The sequence below is a fragment of the Flammeovirga kamogawensis genome (assembly GCF_018736065.1).
GTDB classification, from domain to species: Bacteria; Bacteroidota; Bacteroidia; order Cytophagales; family Flammeovirgaceae; genus Flammeovirga; species Flammeovirga kamogawensis.
In genome coordinates this window covers 3685014-3711203 of sequence record NZ_CP076128.1, presented here as the reverse complement: position 1 = coordinate 3711203, position 26190 = coordinate 3685014, and the positions used below count along the sequence as shown (strand labels likewise).

19 protein-coding genes are annotated in these 26190 nt (G+C 32.3%); 9 read left to right on the top strand and 10 right to left on the bottom strand.

From position 1 onward, the window contains the following. Positions 1–131: 131 nt before the first annotated feature. The 4 genes from KM029_RS14920 to KM029_RS14905 all read left to right on the top strand — a co-directional run bounded on the left by KM029_RS14920 (position 132) and on the right by KM029_RS14905 (position 6236). Positions 132–521 (top strand): hypothetical protein, encoded by a 390-nt coding sequence (locus KM029_RS14920; protein ID WP_144074010.1) that lies wholly within the window; start codon positions 132–134, stop codon positions 519–521. A gap of 170 nt (positions 522–691) precedes the next feature. Further along, positions 692–1963, top strand: a complete 1272-nt coding sequence (locus KM029_RS14915) for a TolC family protein (RefSeq protein WP_144074009.1) — start codon at positions 692–694, stop codon at positions 1961–1963. 22 nt (positions 1964–1985) lie between these two features. Continuing rightward, positions 1986–3110: an efflux RND transporter periplasmic adaptor subunit gene (locus tag KM029_RS14910; protein ID WP_144074008.1), complete on the top strand. Its 1125-nt coding sequence runs from the start codon at positions 1986–1988 to the stop codon at positions 3108–3110. Between the two features lie 30 nt (positions 3111–3140). Continuing rightward, on the top strand, positions 3141–6236 hold the full coding sequence (locus tag KM029_RS14905) for an efflux RND transporter permease subunit (RefSeq protein WP_144074007.1): 3096 nt from the start codon (positions 3141–3143) through the stop codon (positions 6234–6236). A 30-nt stretch (positions 6237–6266) separates the two neighbouring features. On the opposite strand, the gene KM029_RS14900 is transcribed toward KM029_RS14905, so the two are convergent. Beyond that, positions 6267–8204: a PAS domain-containing sensor histidine kinase gene (locus tag KM029_RS14900; protein WP_144074006.1), complete on the bottom strand. Its 1938-nt coding sequence runs from the start codon at positions 8202–8204 to the stop codon at positions 6267–6269. Between the two features lie 89 nt (positions 8205–8293). Next, the gene (locus KM029_RS14895; protein ID WP_158631073.1) at positions 8294–8869 is read right to left on the bottom strand and encodes a helix-turn-helix domain-containing protein; all 576 of its coding nucleotides are present in this window, start codon (positions 8867–8869) and stop codon (positions 8294–8296) included. 146 nt (positions 8870–9015) lie between these two features. Here KM029_RS14895 and KM029_RS14890 point away from each other — a divergent pair, with 146 nt between their 5' ends. The 4 genes from KM029_RS14890 to KM029_RS14875 all read left to right on the top strand — a co-directional run bounded on the left by KM029_RS14890 (position 9016) and on the right by KM029_RS14875 (position 11951). Next, positions 9016–10296: a peptidase U32 family protein gene (locus KM029_RS14890; protein WP_240050307.1), complete on the top strand. Its 1281-nt coding sequence runs from the start codon at positions 9016–9018 to the stop codon at positions 10294–10296. Positions 10297–10303: 7 nt separating this feature from the next. Beyond that, positions 10304–10537 carry a ferredoxin gene (locus KM029_RS14885; protein ID WP_126615862.1) on the top strand — a complete coding sequence of 78 codons (234 nt, stop codon included), beginning with the start codon at positions 10304–10306 and terminating at the stop codon, positions 10535–10537. Between the two features lie 107 nt (positions 10538–10644). Then, positions 10645–11073: a transposase gene (locus tag KM029_RS14880; RefSeq protein ID WP_205125428.1), complete on the top strand. Its 429-nt coding sequence runs from the start codon at positions 10645–10647 to the stop codon at positions 11071–11073. 20 nt (positions 11074–11093) lie between these two features. Next, a complete protein-coding gene (locus KM029_RS14875; protein ID WP_205125427.1) occupies positions 11094–11951 on the top strand; it encodes an IS3 family transposase in 858 nt (285 codons plus the stop codon). Positions 11952–12002: 51 nt separating this feature from the next. Here KM029_RS14875 and KM029_RS14870 read toward each other — a convergent pair whose 3' ends face one another. The 8 genes from KM029_RS14870 to KM029_RS14835 form a co-directional block, all read right to left on the bottom strand. Further along, positions 12003–12806, bottom strand: coding sequence for an acyl-CoA desaturase (locus KM029_RS14870; RefSeq protein ID WP_144074004.1), 804 nt, complete (start codon positions 12804–12806; stop codon positions 12003–12005). Positions 12807–12950: 144 nt separating this feature from the next. Then, positions 12951–15080: a xanthine dehydrogenase family protein molybdopterin-binding subunit gene (locus tag KM029_RS14865; RefSeq protein ID WP_144074003.1), complete on the bottom strand. Its 2130-nt coding sequence runs from the start codon at positions 15078–15080 to the stop codon at positions 12951–12953. Between the two features lie 18 nt (positions 15081–15098). Beyond that, on the bottom strand, positions 15099–15557 hold the full coding sequence (locus tag KM029_RS14860; RefSeq protein ID WP_144074002.1) for a (2Fe-2S)-binding protein: 459 nt from the start codon (positions 15555–15557) through the stop codon (positions 15099–15101). A gap of 7 nt (positions 15558–15564) precedes the next feature. After that, positions 15565–16158, bottom strand: a complete 594-nt coding sequence (locus KM029_RS14855) for a nucleotidyltransferase family protein (protein WP_144074001.1) — start codon at positions 16156–16158, stop codon at positions 15565–15567. Then, positions 16151–17128 (bottom strand): XdhC family protein, encoded by a 978-nt coding sequence (locus KM029_RS14850; RefSeq protein ID WP_144074000.1) that lies wholly within the window; start codon positions 17126–17128, stop codon positions 16151–16153. Before KM029_RS14850 ends, KM029_RS14855 begins: the two co-directional genes overlap by 8 nt. A gap of 172 nt (positions 17129–17300) precedes the next feature. Continuing rightward, complete coding sequence (locus tag KM029_RS14845; protein WP_144073999.1) at positions 17301–20387, bottom strand: glycosyltransferase family 117 protein; 3087 nt, start codon at positions 20385–20387, stop codon at positions 17301–17303. Between the two features lie 187 nt (positions 20388–20574). Next, positions 20575–23670, bottom strand: a complete 3096-nt coding sequence (locus tag KM029_RS14840) for a glycosyltransferase family 117 protein (protein WP_144073998.1) — start codon at positions 23668–23670, stop codon at positions 20575–20577. Between the two features lie 155 nt (positions 23671–23825). Beyond that, on the bottom strand, positions 23826–24455 hold the full coding sequence (locus KM029_RS14835; protein ID WP_144073997.1) for an HAD family hydrolase: 630 nt from the start codon (positions 24453–24455) through the stop codon (positions 23826–23828). A gap of 98 nt (positions 24456–24553) precedes the next feature. On the opposite strand from KM029_RS14835, the gene KM029_RS14830 reads away from it, so the two are divergent. Beyond that, positions 24554–26182: a mechanosensitive ion channel family protein gene (locus KM029_RS14830; RefSeq protein WP_144073996.1), complete on the top strand. Its 1629-nt coding sequence runs from the start codon at positions 24554–24556 to the stop codon at positions 26180–26182. Positions 26183–26190: the final 8 nt, after the last annotated feature.

The window sequence follows — 26190 nt, the reverse complement described above, 5'->3', positions numbered from 1 at the left end:
AATCCCTCTTATACAATGTTATATGTGTTTTAAGAGGGATTTTACATAATACCTGTTAATCAATTTATCTTTTACATTAAATAGTACGTAAGATTGCATTACAGAGCAATAACTTTGTATAAAATCAAACAATGAAAAGATACACTATTCATACTGTATTCACGCAATTAATCTGTTTTCTGATGTCATTTCACTTATTTAACGTAAGTGCAAATGTCAACGATAACTTATTGCCTAATGAAATGCACAATGAAATTGAAAGTATCTATGAATTGATTTCTGTACATTTATTTGGAGACGATGCAGGTATGCCTGATAATCCAGAAGGAGAAAGCGAAGGACAAACCATTGTTGGTGTAATCAATATTACTTGGTTTATAAATAGTTCTGATGTAATTACTCCAAATAAATCTATTGATTTAGACGATCTACCAGTAGATAGCAAACTCCCAATTGCACGTCCATTATTTTATACTGCTCCATCATTCCCTACAGATACTCCACCACCGCGAGTAGCATAAGTATTTTCCATTTAAAAAGTAGAACTACTTTTTAGTAATACACTTCGTATTACCCTTTCATTACATTTTATCGACATTAAAAGCAGTGTTTATTACTACCTAACTTAGTAATCTGTTTATTCTATGTTGATTTCAATTAGGTATTTATATACCTATAACGGAACAATACTATGTATAAAATTCTAGTAGGATTGCTTGTAGTGTTTTGCATAAATTTAGCAAATGCACAAGAGCAAAACACGATGGATAGTTTATCAATTTCTATCCCTCAATCAGAAGAACTCTTCCTAAAAAATAATTTATCCCTAATTGCTGAAAAGCAAAATATAGATATCGCTAAAGCCGAAATTATTCAGGCAAAAGCATGGCCTAATCCAGAAGTTGGATTTGAATTGGCTATGTATGATAATGAAGATCAGAAATGGTTTAGAACAGATTCAGAAGCTCAACGTGTGTTTGAAATAACACAAATGATTGAAACAGCTGGCAAGAGAAAGAAAAGAACCAATATTGCTAAAATTGAAGCCGAGATTTCTGAATACGAATTCTATAATACATTAAGAGAACTTCGCACTGATTTAAGAAACCAATTAGTAGAACTTTATTATGCTCAGAAAAAGGCTGATAGTTATCTAATAGCTATTGAGCCAGTAGAAAAACTTGTTGAAGTTTATAAAGAACAATCAAAAAAAGGAAATGTATCTGTAGCCGAAGTTGTGAGATTAAAAGCACTACTGTTAGACTCAAGAAAAGGATGGTTAGATATCGTTCAAGAAGCGGCAGATATTGAAGCAAATATTAAAATGCTTCTGAATTTACAACCAAATATTCATTTAAAAATTACTATTCCATCAATTGCTCCATCTACCTCTTTACCTGATCCAGAATTGTGGGTAGAATTAGCACAAGAACATCGTTTTGATTTCAAAATCGAAAATATTAGAATGAAACAAAGTGCTGAAAGTCTTGCTTTAGCTAAAGCTGAGGCTGTACCAGATTTGCATATTGGTACAATGTACGATAGAAGGGGTGCACATCAGGCTGATTACTGGGCATTACAAATAGCCTTTGATTTACCTGTTTGGGATAGAAATAAAGGAGGTATTCAAGCTGCTAAAATTATTCAAGAGCAACAACAAGTTAAGCTAAATGAAGCAGAGAAAAATCTTCAAATTGATATTTATACTTCAGCTCAAAAACTACGTCAGGTAAATACTTTGTATGAACAATTAGATCCTGAATTATCTGACGAAATGGAAGCCGTAATGATTGCTGTTACAAAAAGCTACCAAAACAAACAACTAAGTCTTATTGAGTTTATCGATTTTTTCGAGAGCTACAGAGATAACTTAGGACAATGGTATGATACAGAACAAACATTATTCAGTGCTCAAGAAAATGTTAACTATACAGTTGGCAAAGATATCTATCCTATTCAATAATCAACCTTAAAAAAGAAATCACATGAAAGCTATATATAAATTAATCGCAGGTTTAATTTTCGTAACTGCATTAGGTATTATCATTCAATCATGTACTCAAAGTACAGCTAAAAATGACAAATCTATTACAAAGCCTAAAGGTTTAACCAATAGTATGAAATCAATTGTAACTACAGCAAACGTTACATCTTCTACAATAACTCATAAAATTAAACTTACAGGAACTGTAGAAGCTTTGCCTAATAAACAGATAAGAATACCTGCAATTGTTTCTGGTAGAGTTACTTCTGTAAATGTTTCTTTGGGAGATCAAGTACGTAAAGGGCAAATTTTAGCAAGAATCTATTCGGCAGATATGGCAGCTGTTAAACAAGAATGGATAGAAGCAAAAGCCAATGTAGATAGAGAAGTAAAAGAATATGATGTTGCACAATCATTATTTGATGCTGGTTTAAGCTCTGCATTAGAATTACAACAAGCTAAAAGTGAGTTAGAAGCTGCTAATGCCCAACTAAATAGAGTAAACCAAACATTAAAATTAATGGGTGAATCTGACAATGCAACTCATATTGTACGTGCTCCAATGAGTGGTACTATTACAGAAAGAAATATTACAACGAACATGTTGCTTAGAGAGGATTTTGAAGATGCCATATTCACAATTGTAGATTTAAGTGATGTATGGGTGAAAATTAATGTCTTTGAATCTGACATCAGAAAAGTTAAACTTGGTGCTAATGTTAAGGCAGAAGCACTAGCTCATCCAGGTGATTTATTTGAGGGACAAATCAATAAAGTAGCTAAATTATTAGATCCAGAAACTAAAGTGCTAGATGCTAGAGTGGAAATCAAAAATACAGAGATGAAACTGCTTCCGAATATGGCAATGAATGTTACTGTTTTTGACGAACTAGATCAAGTAGCATTAAAAGTACCATCGGATGCCGTAGTATTTCATAATAATAAAGATTTTGTGGTAAAGAAAGATGGTGATAACTTTTCTATGATTAATGTAAAAGTTATGGGTAATGCAGCTGATGATAAAGTTTATATACAAGGTGATTTAAAAGAGAATGATACGGTTGTTTCAGAAAAAACTTTATTGGTTTTTAATGAATTAGTAGAAGCTAACAAAATCAATCAATAATTTTTTAGACGATTAAAACACGAAGTAGTTATGAAAAACTTTGTTCAAAATATTATTGGATTCTCCTTAAAAAATAGATTTTTCGTTTTCTTCATGACGTTAATTCTAATTGTTGCAGGAGTAATCAGTTATCAAAATACACCCATCGAAGCATTTCCTGATGTAACTAACCCTAGAGTTAGAATTATCTCTCAATGGCCTGGTAGAAGTGCAGAAGAGATGGAAAAGTTTGTTACCCTGCCAATAGAAGTTGAAGTAAATTCTACACCCGGTAAAACAGAAGTTAGGTCTATATCTCTATTTGGTTTATCTGTAGTTACAGTAGCTTTTGAAGATGGAGTTGATGAATTCAAAGCCCGTCAGTTAGTGGCCAATAGACTAATGAATGTTGACCTTCCTGATGGAATTGATTCTGAAATGGAACCTTCTTCTGGCCCCACAGGTGAAATTTACCGTTATACCTTAAAATCTGATCATCAATCTGTAAGAGAATTAAAAACATTACAAGATTGGACCATCGAACGCAAATTAAGAGCAGTTCCTGGTATTGCAGATGTAGTAAGCTTTGGAGGTGAAGTTAAAATTTTTGAAGTAAGTGCTGATCCAAACTTAATGGCTCAATATGGTATTACATCACTCGAATTGTACGAAGCACTAGAGCGTAGTAATGTAAATGTTGGAGGTGATGTTATTGAAAAAAGAAATCAAGCTTATGTAGTTAGAGGTATTGGTTTATTGAATAATCAATCTGAGATAGAAAACGTAATCATCGAAAGAAATAATAATACTACTGTTTTAGTAAAAAATGTAGCTCAAGTGAAAGAAACTTTTGCTCCTAAACTTGGTATTGTTGGCCTTAATGATGATCCTGACTTAGTTGAAGGGATTATTGTTATGCGAAGAGGTGAAAATCCTAGTGAAGTAATTGAACGTTTAAAGCTTAAAATTGATGAGTTAAACGAGAGAGTATTACCAGAAGGAACAAGCATAGAACCTTTTTATGATCGATCTGAATTAATAGATTTCACAACCAATACAGTAACTAAAAATTTAGCAGAAGGTATTTTCTTTGTAGTGATTTTTGTACTGCTCTTTATGGCAGATTGGAGAACTACATTTATTGTTTCAATCATAATCCCCTTATCATTATTATTTGCATTAGTTTGTATGCGTATGAGAGGGATGTCTGCTAATTTACTCTCTTTAGGAGCTATTGATTTCGGTATTATTATCGATGGTGCAGTTGTAATGGTAGAAGGGCTTTTTGTTGTGCTAGACAAAAGAGCAAGAGAATTAGGTATGGAGAAATTTAATAAACTCTCTAAGCTTGGTTTAATTAAAAAGGCAGGTTCTAAACTTGGTGCTAATTTATTTTCATCTCAATTGATTACAATTTTAGCACTTGTTCCAATTTTTGCTTTCCAGAAAGTAGAAGGTAAAATGTTTACACCTTTAGCATTTACTTTTGGTTTTGCACTTTTGGGAGCCTTAATCATGTCGTTAACATTAGTACCTGTTTTGGTTAGTGTTTTACTTAAAAAGAACGTAAGAGAAAAAGAAAACTTCTTTACTAGATTTATTCAAAAGGTATTTTATGGTGCATTCTCTTGGGCTTATCAAAGAAAGAAAATCACCATTTTATTGGCAACGTCATTATTATCTACTGGATTATTCTTCGGTTCTCGATTAGGAACAGAATTTTTACCTCAACTTAATGAAGGTGCGATCTATATTAGAGCATTTATGCCTATTAGTTCTAGTCTATCAGAATCTTATGATATGACTCAAAAATTAAGAGACAAAATTAGAGAAACCCCAGAAGTAAGAGGGGTATTGTCTCAAACGGGTAGACCTAATGACGGAACTGATCCTACAGGCTTTTTTAATATTGAATTCCATGTTGACTTACACCCTCAAGAAGAATGGACAAGAGGCCTAGACAAAGCCGAAGTGATTGAGGAATTAGAAGATAAACTAAATGATTTTCAAGGAGTTTCTTTCAACTTCTCTCAACCAATTATGGATAACGTTGAGGAGGCTGTTACAGGTGTAAAAGGAGCTTTAGCTTTAAAAATTTATGGTTCTGATTTATTCGAACTAGAGAACTATGCAGAACAGGCTAAGGCTTTAATGGAAAACATTGATGGAATTACGGATTTGAATGTAATAAAACTTATTGGACAGCCTGAATTACGTATAGATCTTAATCAAGAAAAAATGGCTCTTTATGGAGTGGCAACAGCAGATGCCCAATCTGTTATAGAAATGGCAATAGGTGGAAAGGCTGCTACTGAGCTTTATGAAGATGAAAGACGTTTTGATATAAAGGTTAGGTACCAAGAAGAATACAGAAATGAAACTCAAGCCATTGGGAATATTAAAGTCCCTACGCTTGATGGAGGAATGGTACAACTAAGAGAAATTGCAGATATTAGTACTAAAACAGGACCTGCTTTTGTATACCGAAGTGGCGGAGAAAGGTTTGTAGCCATCACCTTCTCTGTAAGAGGTAGAGACTTAGGTAGTGCAGTTGCAGAAGCACAAGAAAAAGTAGAAGGTACATTGGATATTAGTAAAGGAATGCACTACTCTTGGGATGGTGAATTTGAAAATATGGAACGTGCTCAGAATAGATTGATACAAGTTGTTCCGATTGTAATGGTTTTAATTTTCTTAGTTCTACTAACAACTTTCAACAATGCAAAGGATGCTGGAATTGTAATGATGAATGTACCGTTTGCTTTAATTGGAGGGATATTAGGGCTTACCTTCTTTACGATGAATTTTGGTATATCTGCAGGTGTTGGCTTTATCGCATTGTTTGGTATTTGTGTTCAAAATGGAGTTTTACTTGTATCTAAATTTAAATCAAACCTTCAAGAAGGAATGAATTTAGACGATGCTGTTCATAATGGAGTAAAATCTAGAATACGACCTGTATTGATGACTGCTGTTACAGATTTTGTTGGCTTATTGCCTGCTTCTATGTCAACAGGTATTGGGTCTGAATCTCAAAAACCTTTAGCTGTTGTAATTGTGTGGGGTATATTAACTGCAACAATATTAACGTTGATTGTTTTCCCTGTCATTTTCAGCTTATTTTATAGAAAAAAAAATCCTAAATAACCTATATAACTTACAAATAAGAGCTATCATTTAGTTGGTAGCTCTTTCTTCTTTTATCTCCTTTGGAAAAATACTCCATAAATTAGGAATCACAATATCAAAGGTTGTACCATGATTTAAAACAGATTGAACTGCTATTTCTCCACCTAATTTTTTAACAGCTTCATGTACAATATACAAACCTAAGCCCGACCCATTATTTACATCTGTAGCTCTATAGAACATATCAAAAATCTTATTAAGATGTTGTTCTCTTATACCAATTCCATTATCTGAGATTTTCATAATTAGATCTGTCGATATTACATGTGCATTTATTGTAATACTAGCATTCGGTCTAATCGATGTGAACTTATAGGCATTAGAAATTATATTGTTAAGAATAACAGCTAAACGAGATTCATCACAGTACAAATCATTTTCTGTTTCTACATTGATAGAAATCAATGTTTCTGCATAGTTATTAATAAACTTATACTGATCTATTGTTGATTTTAATAACTCCTCAATATTCACCTTAGTTGGACGTAACTCCATTCTATTATTTCGCGAATAATTCAAAATGTCATGAATGAATCCATCTAGTTTTGTTAAACTTCTCTGCTGTAGCATCAAATATTCCTTTACTTCTTCTGGGGTAGCAGTCATACTTAATTCTATCAACCCTAATGCAGAAGTAATAGGTGCTCTCAAATCATGAGAAACTCTATATACAAAATTATCTAACTCCTTATTTGCTTTACTCAACGCTTCATTTCTTTTCATGAGCGTATCTTCGTATTCTTTTCTTGGTGTAATATCTTTTATAATCCCTAAATAGCCAATAGCATCACCATAAACATCATATAAAATACTCGTTCTAACCTCAACCCAAATGTAAACACCATTACGTGTTCCTATATGTAATTCTATATTGTTGTCATCCTTCAGAAAGTCATCTACTGTAACCTCAAGTGATTTACTTCTATCAAATCCTTTAAGAATTACGTCTAAAGGTCTTCCTAATAAATACGTTCTTGGATACCCCGTTAATGCAATTACAGCATCGTTTACAAAAGATACATTCCCTTTTAAATCAATTACTAAGACGCTATCTTGAACACCTCTCAGAATTGTAGATTGAAAGAATAATTTTTCATGATTTTCGTGTTGCTTCGTAATATCTTTGGCCATTCCGTAGATAAGACCATTTTCAGCAATTAAAGAGGCATCCCATTCTAAATAGCGATATTCTCCCCATTTCGTCCGGTATCTATTTATAAAAGACCTTATTGATTTTCCTTCACAGACATCCTGAAAAACACGTATTGTTTCACTTATATCATCTTGATGTAACCAATTTACAAATGGGTAAGACTTTAATTCTTCTATTGAAAAGCCTAGTGTTCTCACCCAAGATTGATTTAGATAAACAAAATCACCAGAATCAGGATCAGTAACTGTACATAAATTGGCTGAATCTGTAAAAAATGGCTTAAACGATATCTTCTCTTGAATTGAATTATCTAACTGTTTTCTTAAAACTGAAGGTGATTTTACTTCAATATTAGACATCACACCCTCCCCTACTAAAATAGCTTGTTCCAAAGCAAAATGATCAATATCAATATACTTTGGAGCAGTAATTAAAACCATTACTCCAAATACTTCATTCGTCTGATCATTAATAAATGGGCAGCCAACTAATTGATATTGATCAACCTCCTTAATAATTTTTTTTTCTTCAATAACTCTATTAACAAAGCTATTTGTTTCTGGCAGTGTTATTATTTTTTTATTGAATCTTGATACACATTCAACTATATCATTACCTTCTTCGATCTTACAAATAGACCCATAAAAAGCTTGTTCATATTCTAAAACATAAAGAAGCAACGATTCCATAAACTCCTTAGGTGATGTTTCACCCGAAGAATTCAACCGCTGTATTCTTAATAAGTTATTATAAAATTGATCTTTTTTAGTCATTAATCTCTAAGGTTCAGAAGTATTTATTATTTGTCCAGCATAGATATCCCGCAACTAATGTGAATATATCTTAATATAAGTTAGAAATACTAGATTGACAAACTCTTTCTTAAGGGCTTATGACTATTCTTTTTAAATTCTGATGGAGTCATGCCTGTAGACTGTTTAAATTTTCTAGATAAATATTGAGTACTACTATAGCCTAAAACATCAGCTATTTGACTTAAACTCATCTCATTATACGACAAAAATTCTTTAACCTTTTCTACCTTTTGGTTTGATAAATACTTCTCTATTGTTATTCCTTCTGTATTAGAAAAAAGTGTACTAATTGTTGTATAATCTTTGCCTAATTCTTTTTGAAGCTCTTCTGATAATGTAGAGGTCCATTGTTTTTCATCTAGGTTAGAAAATTTATGATGAATAAAGTTCTTTACCCCTTCTACTAAGCTTGATTGTTTATCATTTAAAAAAGAAAAACCTAGTTTTTTAAAAGTTTGTTCAATTTCTTTCCTCTGATCCACTGATAACGGAACAGAAATATAAGCAACCCCTAGGTCTACTCTTTCGACTACAGCTCCAGCATCTATAAGTGCTTGCCATACCGTAAGTATGCATCTTTCGCATACCATGTTCTTGATTCTGAGGGTTAAAAGGTCTATCATTTGTGAATAAATATTGACGAAAGAACAGTTTTTCGTACTATTGTGTTGATAATCATAGGATAATGTGCAATCTAATTTAAATAAAAATTGATTGCCGTAAAAATTCATCCTATTTTTGCATTCCAAATTTTTAAAATAGCAACAAAGTGGATCACAAATATAAAAAACCGGCAACTAGACGTCCTGTTGAGCTAATGGCTCCTGCAGGTGGATTCGATTCGATGATGGCCGCCATTCAAGGTGGTGCAGATTCTATCTATTTTGGTGTCGAGCAGTTAAATATGCGTGCTCGTGCTTCAATGAACTTCACACTAGAAGACCTAGATGAAGTAGCTAAGATTTGTAACGAGCATGGTGTTAGGAGCTACTTAACACTTAATACAATTATATATGAACACGACCTTTCTATTATGCGTCGTGTTGTTGATAGAGTAAAAGAAGCAGGGATTACTGCAATCATTGCTTCTGACCAAGCTGTAATTGCTTATGCCTTTAGAGTTGGTGTAGAAGTTCATATTTCTACTCAAGTAAACATTACAAATGCAGAAACTGTTCGTTTCTACGCAACATTTGCAGATGTAATGGTACTTTCTAGAGAGTTAAGTATGGTACAGATGAAAACAATCTGTGATACTATTAAGAATGAAAACATTACTGGACCTAATGGTGAATTAGTTGAAGTAGAAGTTTTTGCTCACGGTGCTTTATGCATGGCTGTATCAGGAAAATGTTACTTGAGTCTTCATACACAAAACTCTTCTGCTAACAGAGGAGCATGTGTACAAAACTGTCGTCGTAAATATAAAGTAATTGATATTGAAGACGGACATGAATTAGAGATAGACAATGAGTACATTATGTCTCCTGAAGACTTATGTACAATTGACTTCTTAGATCAATTATTAGATACTGGTATTAAGGTATTGAAAATTGAAGGTAGAGGTAAAGGACCTGAATATGTAAAATGTGTTGTAGAATGTTATCGCGAAGCAATTGAAGCTTATTATGACGGTACATACTCTAAAGCTTTAGGTGAAGAACTTAAAGAACGTATGACTCAAGTTTACAACCGTGGATTCTGGGGTGGATATTACCTTGGTCAAGAAATGGGTAAATGGACAGACCAACATGGTTCTAAAGCAAAAACAAGAAAAGTTTATCTTGGAACTGGACGTAGATACTTTAAAAATATCAGCGTTGCAGAGTTCAGCTTAGAAACTTTAAAAGTAAAAGTTGGTGATAAATTATTAATCACTGGCCCTACAACTGGAGTTGTTGAAACGGTAGTTGAAGAACTACACGTTAATGATGATGGTAAGCAAGAGATGGCGGTAAAAGGAGATATCTTTAGTATTAAGCTAGATACTCAAATTAGACCATCTGATAAATTATATAAAGTAGTAGATGCTGAAACAATAGAAGCATAATCTGAATATGGCAAAAATCACAATTACACATCAGCGAGATAAATGTATTGGATGTAATTACTGCGTAGAGTTTGCTCCTGATAGATGGGTAATGTCTAAAAAAGACGGTAAAGCTACACTAGTTGGAGGTGTAAACCGAAAAGGTTTCTATTCTCTTAAGTTAAGTCCTATCGAATTAGAAGAAAATCAGAAAGCAGCAGATGCTTGCCCTGTAAAAATTATTCAGGTAAGAGAGTACTAAACTACTTTTCTTACAAAAAGTAAAAGGTCTTGAGCGATGTATATCACTCAAGACCTTTTTTATTACCATGTCTCGTCCTGAATTAGTGTTACACAAAACGTAACATTATGAATGAAGATCAAGAATATCAGTACACTAAACGTACACAAAAAGATTACAGCTACTCTTTTAAATTACAAGTTGTAGATGAAGTGGAACGAGGGGAAATAGGTATAACGGCAGCAAGACTTAAATATGGAATACAAGGTCATGGTACCATCCGTACTTGGATAAGAAAGTATGGTAATTTAGATTGGGATAATAAATCTGATTTAAAAATGGGAAAGACACCAGAACAAAAATTATTGGAGCTAGAACAAAAGGTTCTATTATTAGAGAAGCAAAAAGCTTCTTTAGAAAAACAACTCTACGTAACAGATAAAAAAGCAATTTTCTTTGATATGATGATCGATATTGCTGAGGATGAGTTTAATATTCCTATTAGAAAAAAGTCTTTACCCAAGCAGTTGACCAATTCAAAAAAGAAGAAAAAATAGGAGTCAAACCGACTTGTGAATTGCTTGGGTTAAATCGACAAATTTATTATCGTTCGAAAAGGAAAGTAAAAAAGAATAATAGTATTGCATCTAAAGTAGTAGACTTAGTGAAAAGAATTCGTTTGAAGCAAACTAAAATAGGGACAAGGAAATTATATCAATTACTTCTTCCTGAATTGCAATTACTAAATGTAGGTAGAGATAAGCTTTTTGATATCATGAGGGCTAATCGACTCGATATCAAGCCTAAAAAACAATATCATGTCACTACAAATTCTCATCACAGGTTTAAAAAGCATAAAAACCTTATTGAGCATTTGGAAATAAATAGACCTGAACAAGTATTAGTTTCTGATATAACTTACATAGGTGAGCGAAGTAACCCAATGTATCTATCCTTAGTAACAGATGCCTATTCTAAGAAAATAATGGGGTTAAATGTATCAGATAGTTTGAATGCAAATGGAGCTATTGCAGCATTAAAAGAAGCACTGAAAAATAGAAACTATGCTGATTTACCAATGATACACCATTCAGATAGAGGATTACAATATTGTAGTCACGAGTATCAACGACATCTTCAGGAAAATAAAGTATTGTGCTCGATGACGGAATCTTACGATCCTTATCAAAATGCGGTAGCAGAAAGAATAAACGGAATTCTTAAGCAAGAATTTATTTTAGGAATAAAAATTAATGATCTCGATTTAATGAATAAATTTATTAGAGAATCTGTATATATTTACAATAATGAAAGGCCTCATTGGAGTAATTATATGAAGACACCTGTTGAGATGCATCAGCAAAGTGAAATAAAAATGAGAACTTATAAAAGTAAAAATAGCACCGAGCTTACACCCGATGCTATCAATATATAATAGTCTAAATCTGTAACGCTATGGACGGACTAGACACCATAACTATTTATATTAAATAGCCATTGCTACATCTTTTTCTTTTTCTGTGCCTTTAGATTTATCTGAGTTCACAGAATTCTTCAACTTAATTACACCAGTTTTATCAAGTGCTAGAATAATTAAATATGTTGGATCAATTTCGTGCCATCTAATTCCTCCAAAATTTGCTCTTGATCCTCTTGCATGATGGTTATTGTGATATGATTCACCCATCATTAAGAAATCAAAAGGAAGGAAGTTTGTTGATGTATCACTTACTTCAAAGTTTCTATATCCATAGATATGTGCAAACCAGTTAATAATAGCACCATGAACTGGCGACATTAAGAAATGAATTGGTAGTAATAGAAAAATAAGTGGTGATAAATCATAAGTCATGTAACAGTAGATGTAGAGTGCAGAATATGCTGCTCCCCATGCTAATCTACTAAGACCACTACCTGCAAATTTATCAAATGAATGCCATTCAGGTACATTCTTAGTAAATTTTGGATCTACCTTAACTTTCCCTTTACAAATATCAGTATACACATTTTTAGTTTTCCACATCATTGCAAACAACGATGGTGAATACTTTGGTGAATGCGGATCTTCTTCAGTATCTGCAAATGCATGGTGCATTCTATGCATAATACCATAGCCATAGGCACTTAAATAATTAGAACCTTGGAAGATATACGTTAGTACAAAAAATACTTTCTCTGTTTTTTTAGACATTGTAAACATAGCATGCGCTGCATATCTATGTAAAAAGAATGTCTGGAAAAACAACGACGTGTACCAGTGAAGTATGAAAAAAGCTATTATTATATACATAAATGTAAAATTGAAAATTCATCAATTAAATTGTCGATGACCCTTAAACCAACTTTACTTCTATTTTGTGACAGAATTGTTAAAAAACATTTACTAAAAATTGATAAGCAACTGTTTTTGAGCAGTTTAATTTTATAAATAATTTTAACTAATCATTTCATTCATCATTGGCTGTTTTGTAATACGCTTACCTGTAGCCTTTTTATATGCATTAGCAACTGCAACACTTGCAGGAGGTAAACCTGGCTCTCCTAAACCTGACGGGTTTTCTGAACTTTCTATAAAATGAGTCGATACTATTGGGGTATCTTTCATTCTTATTAATTGATAATGATCAAAATTATTTACCTGTGCTACTCCATCTTTAACCTCTAAATTCCCGTATAATGCATGGCCTATCCCATCAATTACACTACCTTCTATCTGATTTTTTGCTCCTGATTTATTAATCAAAATACCACAATCAACAGCTACTGTTACTTTCTTCACAACAGGTTTATTGTTTTCTATTGTTATATCTGCAATTTCAGCAATGTAACTATTATGACTAAAGTAAGCTGCAAATCCTTGGTAAACCCCTTTCTCTACCTTACCCCAATTTCCTTTCTCTGCTACAAGTTTAATTACTCCCTGTAATCTTTTTGGTGAATAAGGTATTCCTTTTTTCCTCTTAGCATTATCTAATAATGATAACCTAAATTGTATAGGATCTTTTTTTAATTCTGAAGCGATATCATCTAAAAATGATTCTTGTGCAAAACCTAAAAAGTTAGTTACAGGAGCACGCCACCACCCAATTGTTGTATCACATTCAATAGCTGAAGATCTTACTTCATAATTTTCAATTGCTCCATTTGGGAAATATTTTGATATACCTTTCCACATTCCTCTATTAATAACAGCTTCATGTATAGTATACCCAGTAAGTTCCCCTCCTTTTATAGTTGCCTTTATTTTATATTTAACGCTTGGCCTATATACTCCAGACGTCATATCATCCTCTCTAGTAAAAATTACTTTAACAGGATAACCAGAAAGGTTGGATACATATGCAGCTTCTTCGGCAAAATCTGTATTTAATCTTCTACCAAACCCACCACCCATACGAGTCATTTGTACTTCAACCTCTTCTTCTTTTCTTCCTAAATTTCCTGCTACTTTTTGAGCTGCATTTTTAGGGGTCTGAGTTGGGCCTACCAATAGTATTTTGTTCTTTGTTACGTGAGCAAAAAAGTTTAGTGGTTCCATACAGTTATGAGGTAAAAATGGAGCTTCATAAAGTTGTTCTATTACCATATCTGCATTCCTGACTGCTGTATTAAAATTACCATTGGATTGCATTGGTTCTACTCCTTTTTTATCGAAAGCAGCTAACATCATTTCATTATGATAAGCTGTAGACTCCTTCTTTTTAATTTCTTTCCATTCAACTTTCAAGGCTTCTTTTCCTTTCATAGCAGCCCAAGTGTTTTCGGCTACTACAGCAACTTTATTATCAAAAGAAACAACCGTTAGCACTCCTTTTATCTTCTTAGTATCTGTATCATCAAAAGAAGCCAACTTTGCTCCAAATGGTGGACGTTGAAGCATAGCGTATTTCATCCCATCATACTTATAATCTAAGCCAAATAGAGATTCTCCTTTTACTATTTTTTCTACATCAACATTCTTAATTCCTTTACCTATTAAAGTAAAATCTTCTACATTTTTTAAAGGTGCTTTTTTAGGTATTTCTAATAGAGCTGCTTCGTTAACAACATCTCCATATTTAATACTATCACCCTTCTTATTGGTAATTACACCTTGCTTAGCTACACATTCTTCAACAGGAATATTCCATTTATTTGCAGCAGCAGTCAGTAACATTAATTTAGCTGTTGCTCCTGCCTTTCTTAAATTTTTCCACCCTAAACGAATCGATTGACTTCCTCCTGCCACTTGGCGTTTGTATTCACTATTTAAACCTGCTTGTACAACAACAACATTTTCCCAAGGAATATCTAACTCCTCGGCAATAATCATGGGCATGGAAGTTTTTACCCCTTGTCCAATTTCTGGATTGGGAGCATAAATAGAAACTGTATTATTATCTGCTATTTTTAAATAGGCATTGAAAGATTGAAAGTCTAAATCCTCAATAGACTTAGGCATTTCTGCATTTTTTGCACATGATGTTCCTAAAAAATTTAATCCCATCAATAATCCACCACCTGTTAAAAGTGATGTTTTTAGAAAATTACGTCTGCTTTGTTGTGTTACTTCTTTTGGTTGCATCTGATTAATAATTAGTAGTTAGGATTTTGTTGCTGCTAATGCCACTGCTTTTTCTATTCTGTTATATGCTGCACACCTGCAAATATTACCATGCATTGCATTACGAATATCTACAACAGAAGGAGCTGGATTATCTTTTAAGAAAGCTGCTGCAGTCATAATTTGACCACTTTGGCAGTAACCACATTGCGGAACATCTAATTCTACCCATGCTTCTTGTAATGGATGGTCTGCATTTTCTGACAATCCTTCAATTGTTGTTATTTCTTGGTCTATCACATCTGTAATTGGAAAACTGCAACTTCTTATTGCAATGCCATTAAGATGTACGGTACATGCACCACATTGTCCTATTCCGCAACCATATTTTGTTCCTACTAAATTTAATTCATCTCTTAATACCCATAAAAGAGGGGTATCAGCTTCCACATTAAAAGTGCGTAGTTTGTTGTTTACTTTGAGTGTATATTCTGGCATATTTTTGTTATTTATCTAGTTGAAGTAAAGCCAAATAAGCCTCTTCTGTATCAATATCTATATATGGAACATCAGATTCTAAAACCAAGGTATCCTCTTTAAATTTCTGTACTATTTTTTTTGCTCCTTCATCGCCTTTCAATTGTAAAAGATCTGAAAAATATCGCTCATTAAATATAACCGGAACTCCCTTCACGTTTCCATAAGAAGTTACTGCTATTTTTTTAGAGGATGAATAATATGAGGCAATTAATACTTTTATATAATGTATTGATAAAAGAGGTAAATCACTTAAAACAATAAGTACATCTGTATATTTTTTTTGTTTGATGTGATAAATTCCTTCACGAATAGAGCTCCCTAACCCCTCATTCCAATTTTGGTTATCAATCACATTAATAGTTTTTGATTTTAAACTATCTTCTATTTCATTTTTATAAGCGCCTAAAATTAAAAAAGTGGTTGATTCTTCTAGAACACTTACCTTTTCAATACAATGGTTTAATAATGTTTCTCCTCTCCATTTTAGTAGTTGTTTCGGTCTTCCCAACCGTTTAGACGCTCCTGCTGCAACAATTAATATGGCTAATTTCTTATCCATAAATACTAACTGTATTTGTAAGTTGTACTGACTTATTTCTTAGTATTGCTAATACCTCTGCAACTATAGAAATAGCTATTTCTTCTGGAGTAATTGCACCAATATTTAAACCAGCTGGTCCATTAATTTTTTCAATAAATTCAAAATCAAGGTCTGGTTGATAATCAAATAATTGTTCTTTTAATTTTTCTGTTCGCTTATTTGCTCCAAGTAAACCAAGGTAAGCTATTGGTTGCTGAGTTATGGTTAAAAGGTATTTTAAATCTTTCACAAAACTATGTGTCATAATCATAACTCCTGAATGTTTGTCCATCTTTAAATGCCCCACCTCTTCTGCTTCAATTTTCATCAAATTAGATGCTCCAGGAAAATCTTCTATAACATTAGTATTTAATGGAGCTGCTACAATTGTTACCTTCCATCCTGTCATGACTGCATATTTACAAAGTACCACAGCATCATGTTCTACACCTAAAATATATAAATGAAATTCAGGTTTTAACTCTTCTTTAAATACTTTTGTGTACGCACTATTCTCTTGCTTTTTTTTATCAAATGAAAAGATTGAAATACCATTTCGGTCCGTTAATGAGTAATGACTTTCAATAGTTATTACATCTCTTTGTTTTACTGCATTATTGAAATTAGAATAGAAATTTTCAGATATATCAAAAGGTTCTATAAGGATGGTTAAAATACCTTCACATCCTAACCGATACCTCCCATCGTAATTTATTAAAAGTGCTTTTCCTGTCTTAAAAACCCTTTGAGACTGCTTTAGAATTTCTTTTTCTACACAGCCACCACTTACTGCCCCTATCATTTCATCATTTTCTAATATCAACATCCGAACACCCGGCTTTCTATAAGAAGAGCCATCTAAACCTACCACAGTAACAAGCACAGCCTTTATTTTGTGCTGTTTTGCCTTATAAACTGTATGAATAATGTTTTTAAGTTCGTGTAACATCTTGTAACTATGGAAATATGAATGACAATTGATGACCCATATTAATTAAAAAAAATTGATCTATAAAGTGATGAACACAAATTGGATAATTATGTGTTATTATTAAAAACGAAAGAAGGCTATTCCTACCAAAAATGGAGGAATAGCCTTCTTCTAATCAATTTTCTTTATCCTAACTTCCAGAGGTCATCATCTGATACGTTTCTAAAAATGTATTTCTAGAAAGAGTGGCATTCTTTTCATATACAGACTTCAAAATTTCAAGTTCTTCTTTTGATTTCCCTTCAAAATCTGGTGTTTCAGGAGATAATTGAGATAACCTCTGATTTATATCTTTTAAGCTACTCTCAAAAAATTGTGATAGGTTTCTCAAAATACTATATGATATATTGACTTCTCCTTTACCTGTTGTAGAATAATATGATAAATTTTCTGAGGAACGTTGAAGTAATTTTTCAAATATTTCCTCAGCAGCTGCTGTATCGCCTAGTTTATAATATAATCCCATAAACTTAGGTGCATAGAAACTATACGGTATTGTTTTATCTGGAATTGTAGTTAATATCCAATCTAATGTTTTCTTAGATTGTTTCTTTTTAGATAAATTATCTTCCAACAGTGAGTCATAATATAACTTTTCGGCTAATCTATAAACACTGTTTCTAGTATTTAATGCCATCTTTTGATATTCTCCATCATAATAAACACTTTCATCTTGAAGACCTCTAAATGCAAAATTCTTTAAATTTTCTTGCATTACTTCAACATTAACTTCACCTAGTTCTCCAAAAGTATTCTCGTTATGAATTGGTAATAATCTAAACGCCATTCCTTCTAGATATAAGTAATTACTAAAATCCATATTAATGGTACCTGCAGAGGTATTATTAAAATATATTGGACGTTCCCAATTGTTCGATACTATTAAATCTAATAAGGCTAGTTCATTTTTATAAATGCTTTTTTTGTTTGGCTTTAAGCTCCACACCATTTTAGATACTACTCGTTCCTTAAGATTATCAGGTAGTAATTTACTTTGAGCAATTCTATTACTATCAACATCTAGTACAAAAGTTTTAGATAGTAAACGGTTAATAGAAGTACCATTTTGTAATTCAACCTTAGTTATTGGATCTCCTTTTTTAATAGCATTTATATACGCATTCATATTAACACCATACTGTGCCTGTTCTACTTCAATTAAAGGTATTATTTCATTATTCCCTTCTTGATATACATTATTCGATAATTGTAAAGGCAATGGATTAGACTCATATTGTTGCTGATGCATTTGTTTAATATACCAATCTGCCTGAAAGTAACTTAACACAACAACACGAATGTCTGTTCTAAAACCTTCTACATTCTGTACATACCATAATGGAAATGTATCATTATCTCCTCCGGTAAATAAAATGGCATTTTCTGCACAACTTGCTAATGTGTTTCTCGCTTGATCTACAGAATAATAACGGTTTGATCTGTTATGACCATCCCAACCGTTTATACCCATTATAATAGGTACTATAAAGCTCAACCCTACACCAGCATAAACTCCATTATTTCCTACTTTATCTGATAAAAAGTTTCCAACTGCTAATACCCCAAATCCTATCCAAATGGCAAATGCATAAAACGAAGCTGCATAAATATAATCTCTTTCACGAGGTTCTACTGGTGGTGAGTTTAAGTAAAATACCAAAGCAACACCAAGTGTTATAAATAATACTGCAACAACAAAGAAGTTCTTTTTATCTTTTTTATACTGATAAAACACACCTAATAAGCCTAATGCTAATGGCAATAAATAAAAATTTGTTCGTGCTTTATTCTTTTGAAGAAGTTCTGGTAAGTCTTCTAAATCATCCCATGGTAATAAATAACTAGCATCTTTTTCATCACTTTCTCTTCCTGCAAAATTCCACATAAAATACCTTAGGTACATATGTCCTAACTGATATCTAAAGAAAAATACTATGTTATTTAACATTGTTGGTTTCTCTCCTGATGCTATTCCTGCCCACTCTTCATATAACGGTTTATGATGAGGTTGGGTAGAATATAATCTAGGAAATAACATCATATCTTTTTTATCATATTCACGTCTACTTTTCTGAGCATAAACTTCATAATAATCCTTTCCGTTTTTATTTGCTTCTCTATATTTAGCCCCTATTTCTTCAACTCCAATTTCTTCTGAATTATAAGTAGGCCCATAAAATAAAGGACGTTCTCCGTATTGTTCTCTTTTTAAATAAGATACGTACGATAATAAATCATCCGGAGTATTTTCATTAATAGGTGTTTCTTGATTAGAACGAATAAATACAAGTGTATAACTCATATAACCAACTAAAATAAATGACACTCCTAACAAGAGATTATTTAATGTTACCTGCTGTTTATTTTGAGTGTAATATACTCCATAAACTAAAGCAAGTACCAATACTATTGAAAAGACCAATCCTCCTATTCCAAAGGATAATCCAAATATATTTACAAACACCTTATCAACAGAGAATGCCATTGAGGGTAAACCTGGAATAACAATTATGATGATCCCTAAAATGATTGCTCCACCTACAACCATTGCAATCAATGTTCCTTTGAATGTAATTGAATTGGGATACTTTTTATAATAGTAAATCATTGCCAAAGCAGGCAAACAAAGTAAGTTCTCTAAATGAACACCAATAGATAAACCAATGATGTAAGCAATCATAATTAGCCATCTATTCGATGCCGAATTATCTTCTATAAATTCCCATTTTAAAATAGCCCAAAACACAGCTGCAGTAAACGCTGATGACATTGCATATACTTCTGCTTCTACAGCAGAAAACCAAAATGAATCAGAGAATGTATATGCTAATGCACCTACCGCAGCAGATCCAAAAAGTACAACTTTATCTTTCAGTACATAATCTTCAGCTTTTTGTTTAAGTACTTTCATACCAAGCATAACAATAGACCAATACAGGAATAAAATTGTTAGTGCACTCATAAATGCTGATTGGAAATTAATCCACCATGCTACTTTCAATACATTTCCTAGAGCTAGAAAAGAGAAAAGGCGATTAAATAATAAGAAAAATGGTGCTCCTGGAGGGTGAGGTACCATTAATTTGTATGATACAGCAATAAATTCACCACAATCCCAGAAACTAGCAGTCTCTTCCATTGTAATGGTATACACAGATAATGATACTAGAAATAGTATCCATCCTATTAAATTGTTAGTTTTTTTGAGTTCGTTCATTTTTAGAGTATTTATCAGAGGTCAGATAATTGGAATTTTAAGTTATTAATTATCTATAACTCATCACTACTCTTTTTATTGATATTAACAAAAGTAAGGTTTTATTAAAACCTAAATTTAAAGACAAAAAAAGTCGTTACCTTATTTCTAAAGTAACGACTTTCTCATAGCTTATAATTTCTTCAACTTATCTTGCTGAAGTCATCTTCTGATAAGATTCAGAAAATACTTGTCTAGAAACACCTGCGTTCTTTTCAAACACAGTCTTTAAAGCTTCTAGTTCTTCTCTTGATTTACCTTCTAAATCTGGAGTATCTGGAGATAATTGAGCTAAACGCTGATTTACATCTTTTACATTACCCTCAAATATTTGCGTTAATTGTTGTAAAGTAATTAATGATCTACGCGCTACACTCTCAGTACCTTTTCCTGTCTCTGAGTAATATTTCACATTTTCAGCATCACGACGCACTAATAAATCAAAAATCTTATTAGCTGTTTCAATATCACCTAGTCTGTAGTATAAATCCATATACTTAGGAGCATAGAAACTATAAGGAATTGTTTCATCTGGAACCATCTTTAAGATCCAATCCAATGTTTCTTTAGATTGTTTCATTTTAGACGGATCATCTTGCATTAGTGCATCATAGTATAATGTTTCTGCTAAACGGTAAACATTATTTCTTGTATTTGCACCAAATTTACGATACTCATCATCATAATAAACACTTTCATCTTGAAGACCTCTAAATGCAAACTTTTTCAAGTTATCTAGCATTACACCAACATTTACTTCACCTACTTCTCCTCCAGAACTTTCTGTACGGATAGGTAGTAATCTGTAAGTCATACCTTCAAGGTATAAGTAACTTCTTAAATCCATATTAATGGTATTTGCAGAAGTATTATTAAAGTAGATTGGACGTTTCCAATCATTCGAAGCAATTAAATCTAAAAGTGCTAATTCATTTTTGAAGATATAAGTCTTGTCATTTTTCAATCTCCAAGCCATCTTCGTTTGCACTCTATTTTCCATTCCCTTAGGAATAATACCACTATTTACAACTGCTGCACTGTCAACATCTAAAATAAATACTCTAGATAATAACTTAGCTGTAGACTGTCCGCCTTGTAACCCTACTTGAGTAACAGGGTTATTAGAATTTACAGATTGTAAATATGCTTTTAGATTTACACCATTTTTTGCTCTTTCATCTTCTACTAAAGGAACGTAATCATTTTTACCTTCTCTATAGTTTTCGCTAGAAATTGACAATGGTAATGGCATAGATTTGTATTGCGTTTGGCGCATTTGATCTAAATACCATCCTGTACTAAAGTAACTCAATACAGCTACACGTACATCTGTTCTAAAACCTTCTACGTTTTGAACATACCATAATGGGAATGTATCATTATCACCACCCGTAAACAAGATGGCGTTTTCTGCACAACTTGCTAATGTGTTTCTTGCCTGATCTACTGAATGAAAACGGTTTGATCTATCATGACCGTCCCATCCATTTATTCCCATAACAATAGGAACAATAAAACTCATACCTACGCCAGCATAAACACCATTAGCACCCATTTTTTCTGATAAGAACTCGCCTAATGCTAATGCTCCAAATCCTATCCACATTGCAAATGCATAGAAGGAGGCTGCATAAATATAATCACGCTCACGAGGTTCTACAGGTGGCGAGTTTAGATAAACAACAAGAGCTGCACCTAATGTGATAAATAAGATACCAACAACAAAGAAGTTCTTTTTATCTTTTTTATACTGATAAAATGCTCCTAAAATACCTAAAATTAGAGGTAACAAATAGAAATTTGCTCTTGCTTTATTTTCTTGAAGTAACTCTGGAAGATCTTCTAAATCATCCCATGGTAAAAGGTAGCCAGCATCTTTTTCATCACTTTCTCTACCTGCAAAGTTCCACATAAAGTACCTTAAGTACATATGCCCTAATTGATATCTAAAGAAGAATACAAAGTTATTTACTAAAGTAGGTTTTTCTCCTGGAGCAATCCCTGCCCATTCTCTATATAACTGAGCATGGTGTGGCTGACGAGAATACATTCTAGGGAAAAGCATCATATCGCGTTTAGCATACTCAGCTTTTGTTTTGTGGTCATATACTTCATAGAAGTCTTTTCCACCCTTGTTTGCTTCTCTATATTTATCTCCGTTTTCTACAGTATTTACATGTTCAGCATCGTATGTTGGACCATATAACAATGGACGGTCTCCATACTGTTCACGTTTTAAATAAGATACATATCCTAATAAATCATCTGGTGCGTTCTCATTAATTGGAGTTTCTTGATTTGAACGGATAATTACTAGAGTATAACTCATGTAACCAACCAATATAAATGACACACCCAATAAGAAGTTATTTAACGTAACCATTTCTTTACTTTGCGTGTAGTAAACACCATACGCAAGTGCAAAAATCAAGGTGAATGAGAATAATAAACCACCTGTACCAAACGAAGTTCCGAATGTATTTACAAATATCTTATCAATAGAAAATGCAATTGATGGTAAACCAGGAATAACAATTATAATAATTCCTAAGATGATTGCTCCACCAGCTACCATTGCAATGATTGTCCCTTTAACTGAAATAGTATTAGGATACTTTTTATAGTAATAAATCATTGCCAAGGCAGGCAAACAAAGTAAATTTTCTAAATGGACACCAATAGATAAACCAATGATATAAGCAATCATGATTAACCATCTATTAGATGAGGCATTATCTTCGATAAATTCCCACTTTAAAATTGCCCAGAATACTAATGCAGTAAAAGCAGATGACATTGCATATACTTCTGCCTCTACAGCTGAGAACCAAAATGAATCAGAGAATGTATACGCTAATGCACCTACCGCAGCAGATCCAAAAAGTAATACTTTATCTTTTAATTCATATCCTTCTGCTTTTTGCTTAATCACTTTCATACCAAGCATAACAATAGACCAATACAGGAATAAAATTGTTAGTGCACTCATAAAAGCAGATTGGAAATTAATCCACCATGCTACTTTTAATACATCGCCAAAAGCTAAGAAAGAAAATAGTCTATTCAGTAATAAGAAGAATGGTGCTCCCGGAGGGTGTGGTACCATTAACTTATACGATACAGCTATAAATTCGCCACAATCCCAGAAACTTGCTGTTTCTTCCATTGTGATAGTGTAGACAGCGAGTGATATTAAAAACACTGTCCAACCAATTAAATTATTTGTTCTCTTGAATTCGTTCATTCTATTACATTTTCCAATTGGCTAAAATAGGGTAAAAATCTGCATTCGAATTACAAAACATCCATTAACAGTCGCTATTTTTCCAATTATTGGTCTAGTTTTATTTTTTTTAACATTAATTTCTATTCTTCTTAAAAAAGTAAAGTGTGTTTACCTTAATAAATACCTTCATCTTTTAAGAATTTTATCACGTTTAAATCAGATAAATGATGTGCATGTAAGCCTGCTTTTTTTGCTCCCTCAACATGTTGAATTGAATCATCAATAAAAAGTGTATCAGATTTATCTAAATTATTTTCAGCAATCACAGTTTCAAAAATACTTGGGTGTGGTTTCCTATCTCCCATTTCATAAGAATAATACCCTTTCTCAAATAACTTTTTAAAATCTCCAAAATCATTCCCTAAAGTAGATTTTACAATAGTTTCAAAAGCTTTAATGTGAATGGCATTTGTATTTGATAATAAGAAAATTCGATATTTTTTAGACAATTCTTTAAGCATTTCTACTCGCTTAATTGGTAAATCAAGTAGCATTGCATTCCAAGCTTCATCAATTTGATCATTAGTAATCTCTTCCCCTACAATCTTTTTAATACCTAAACGGAATTCATCCGAAGAGATATTCCCTTTTTCATATTCATCAAATAATTCAGTTTGTTCTTTCTGTGTATAAAAAGGAGATACAGGTTTTTCTAAAATTTCTGAAAATTTATCTAGTGTATTTTCGTATCTTAAATTTAAGAGTACTCCTCCTAGATCAAAAATTATCGCTTTATACTTCATTTCTAATTATTAAGGGATTGATAATTATGAATTTATTTGTTAGGATTGCAACTATAAAATTCGATTTTCGAATAAATATACTACTGTTTTTATAATTTATGTCCAAATTACTATACACACTGTTTGCCTTTTGTACTTTAATGGTTTCCACATCAGTTTTTGCCCAACAAGCAAATGATGAAGAGGTTATTTTAGAGAGTTATCCAAACGATCATGACTTCTATAAATTTTATATTTATGATAGTGTAGAATATTCTCAAAGTACCCCTTACCACGCTTTACATACCCATTTAGACTTTCTAGAAGAAGGAAGTAATTATCATCCAAAAGTTTCTGCTAGAGTTATACCAACTAGTGTAGGTAATTTAGAAGAACGTATTGATCTAGCTGATGAACTGAAGTTAATTTATGCAGGTAAAGGAATTTATCTTCATTCATTAGATCTGCCATTACAAAAAGATTATGTCGAAAAAAACACAGGAAAAGCACGTTTTATTATAAGTGATAAGTTACCAGATATTTATTTGATTAAGGTTTCTGGCCGATGGAGGTACTCAAGCTATTCATCATTAAAAATTCATAAAATATTTAAAGAAACCTTTCCGTCTTATTCTAGAGATATAATTAAATATGTATCTAAAATTGAAAGAGGAAATCAGATTTTTCTTAATATAAAATTATGGCAATGGGCTGCGTTAATTGCTATCTTCATTGCGTTTTATTTTATATACTACATAGTTACTTGGTTCCTTTCATTTATCATAAAAGCATTATTTACAAAAGGTGATAATGAATACTTTATTAGCAAAGTTATAAGTGGATACAAGAAACCTGTAACAATTGCTATTCTGGTATTCTTCTTTTATATGATACTGCCTTTGTTACTATTAGAAAGTCACATTTCTTATGGTTTAGCTCTTATTTGTCGTTTTATTTTCGGTCTATCAGCAGCCTTTTTTATTTTTAGAACAGCCGATTTATTTGTTTTTAAAGTGATGAGTTCTAGCTCTAGGTTTTCTTTAGACGAACACCTAACTCCTGTACTTAGATCTTCTTTTAGATTAATTGCTTTAATATTTGGCTTCTTAGTAATTCTCAAATTGATGGGCTATAATATCAATAATCTTATTACGGGAATTTCGTTTGGTGGATTAATCATTGCATTTGCTGCACAAGACACAGTAAAGAATTTTATTGGCTCTATAATGTTATTTACTGATAAACCATTTAAGGTTGGCGATTCTATTATTGTTTCTGGCCAAGCAGGTATTGTTGAAGAAATAGGTTTTAGAACTACAAAAGTGAGATCGTTTAATAATTCTTTAATCAGTTTACCCAACAATATTGCTGCAGATAATATTGTAGACAATATGGGAAAAAGAGATTTTAGAAGATTTAAAACAATGATTACCATAGAATATGGAACAGAAAGAAAATTAATTCGAACTTTTATTGAAAGAATTAAAGCATCCATTGAAAAACACCCTCAAACACGAAAAGAAGGATATCAGGTTCGATTATACCAATTTTCATCTAGCTCTTTAGATATTTTATTAAATGTATTTTTTAGAACAGATGATTATGATGTAGAATTGGCTACAAGAGAAGAATTAATGTTTGATATCATGGAAATTGCAGAAGAACTAGGTGTGCAGTTTGCATTTCCTACACAAACAATTCATATGGCATCAGGTGATAATTCAGAAACAGAAGAAGACAAAAACTAATTGATTTT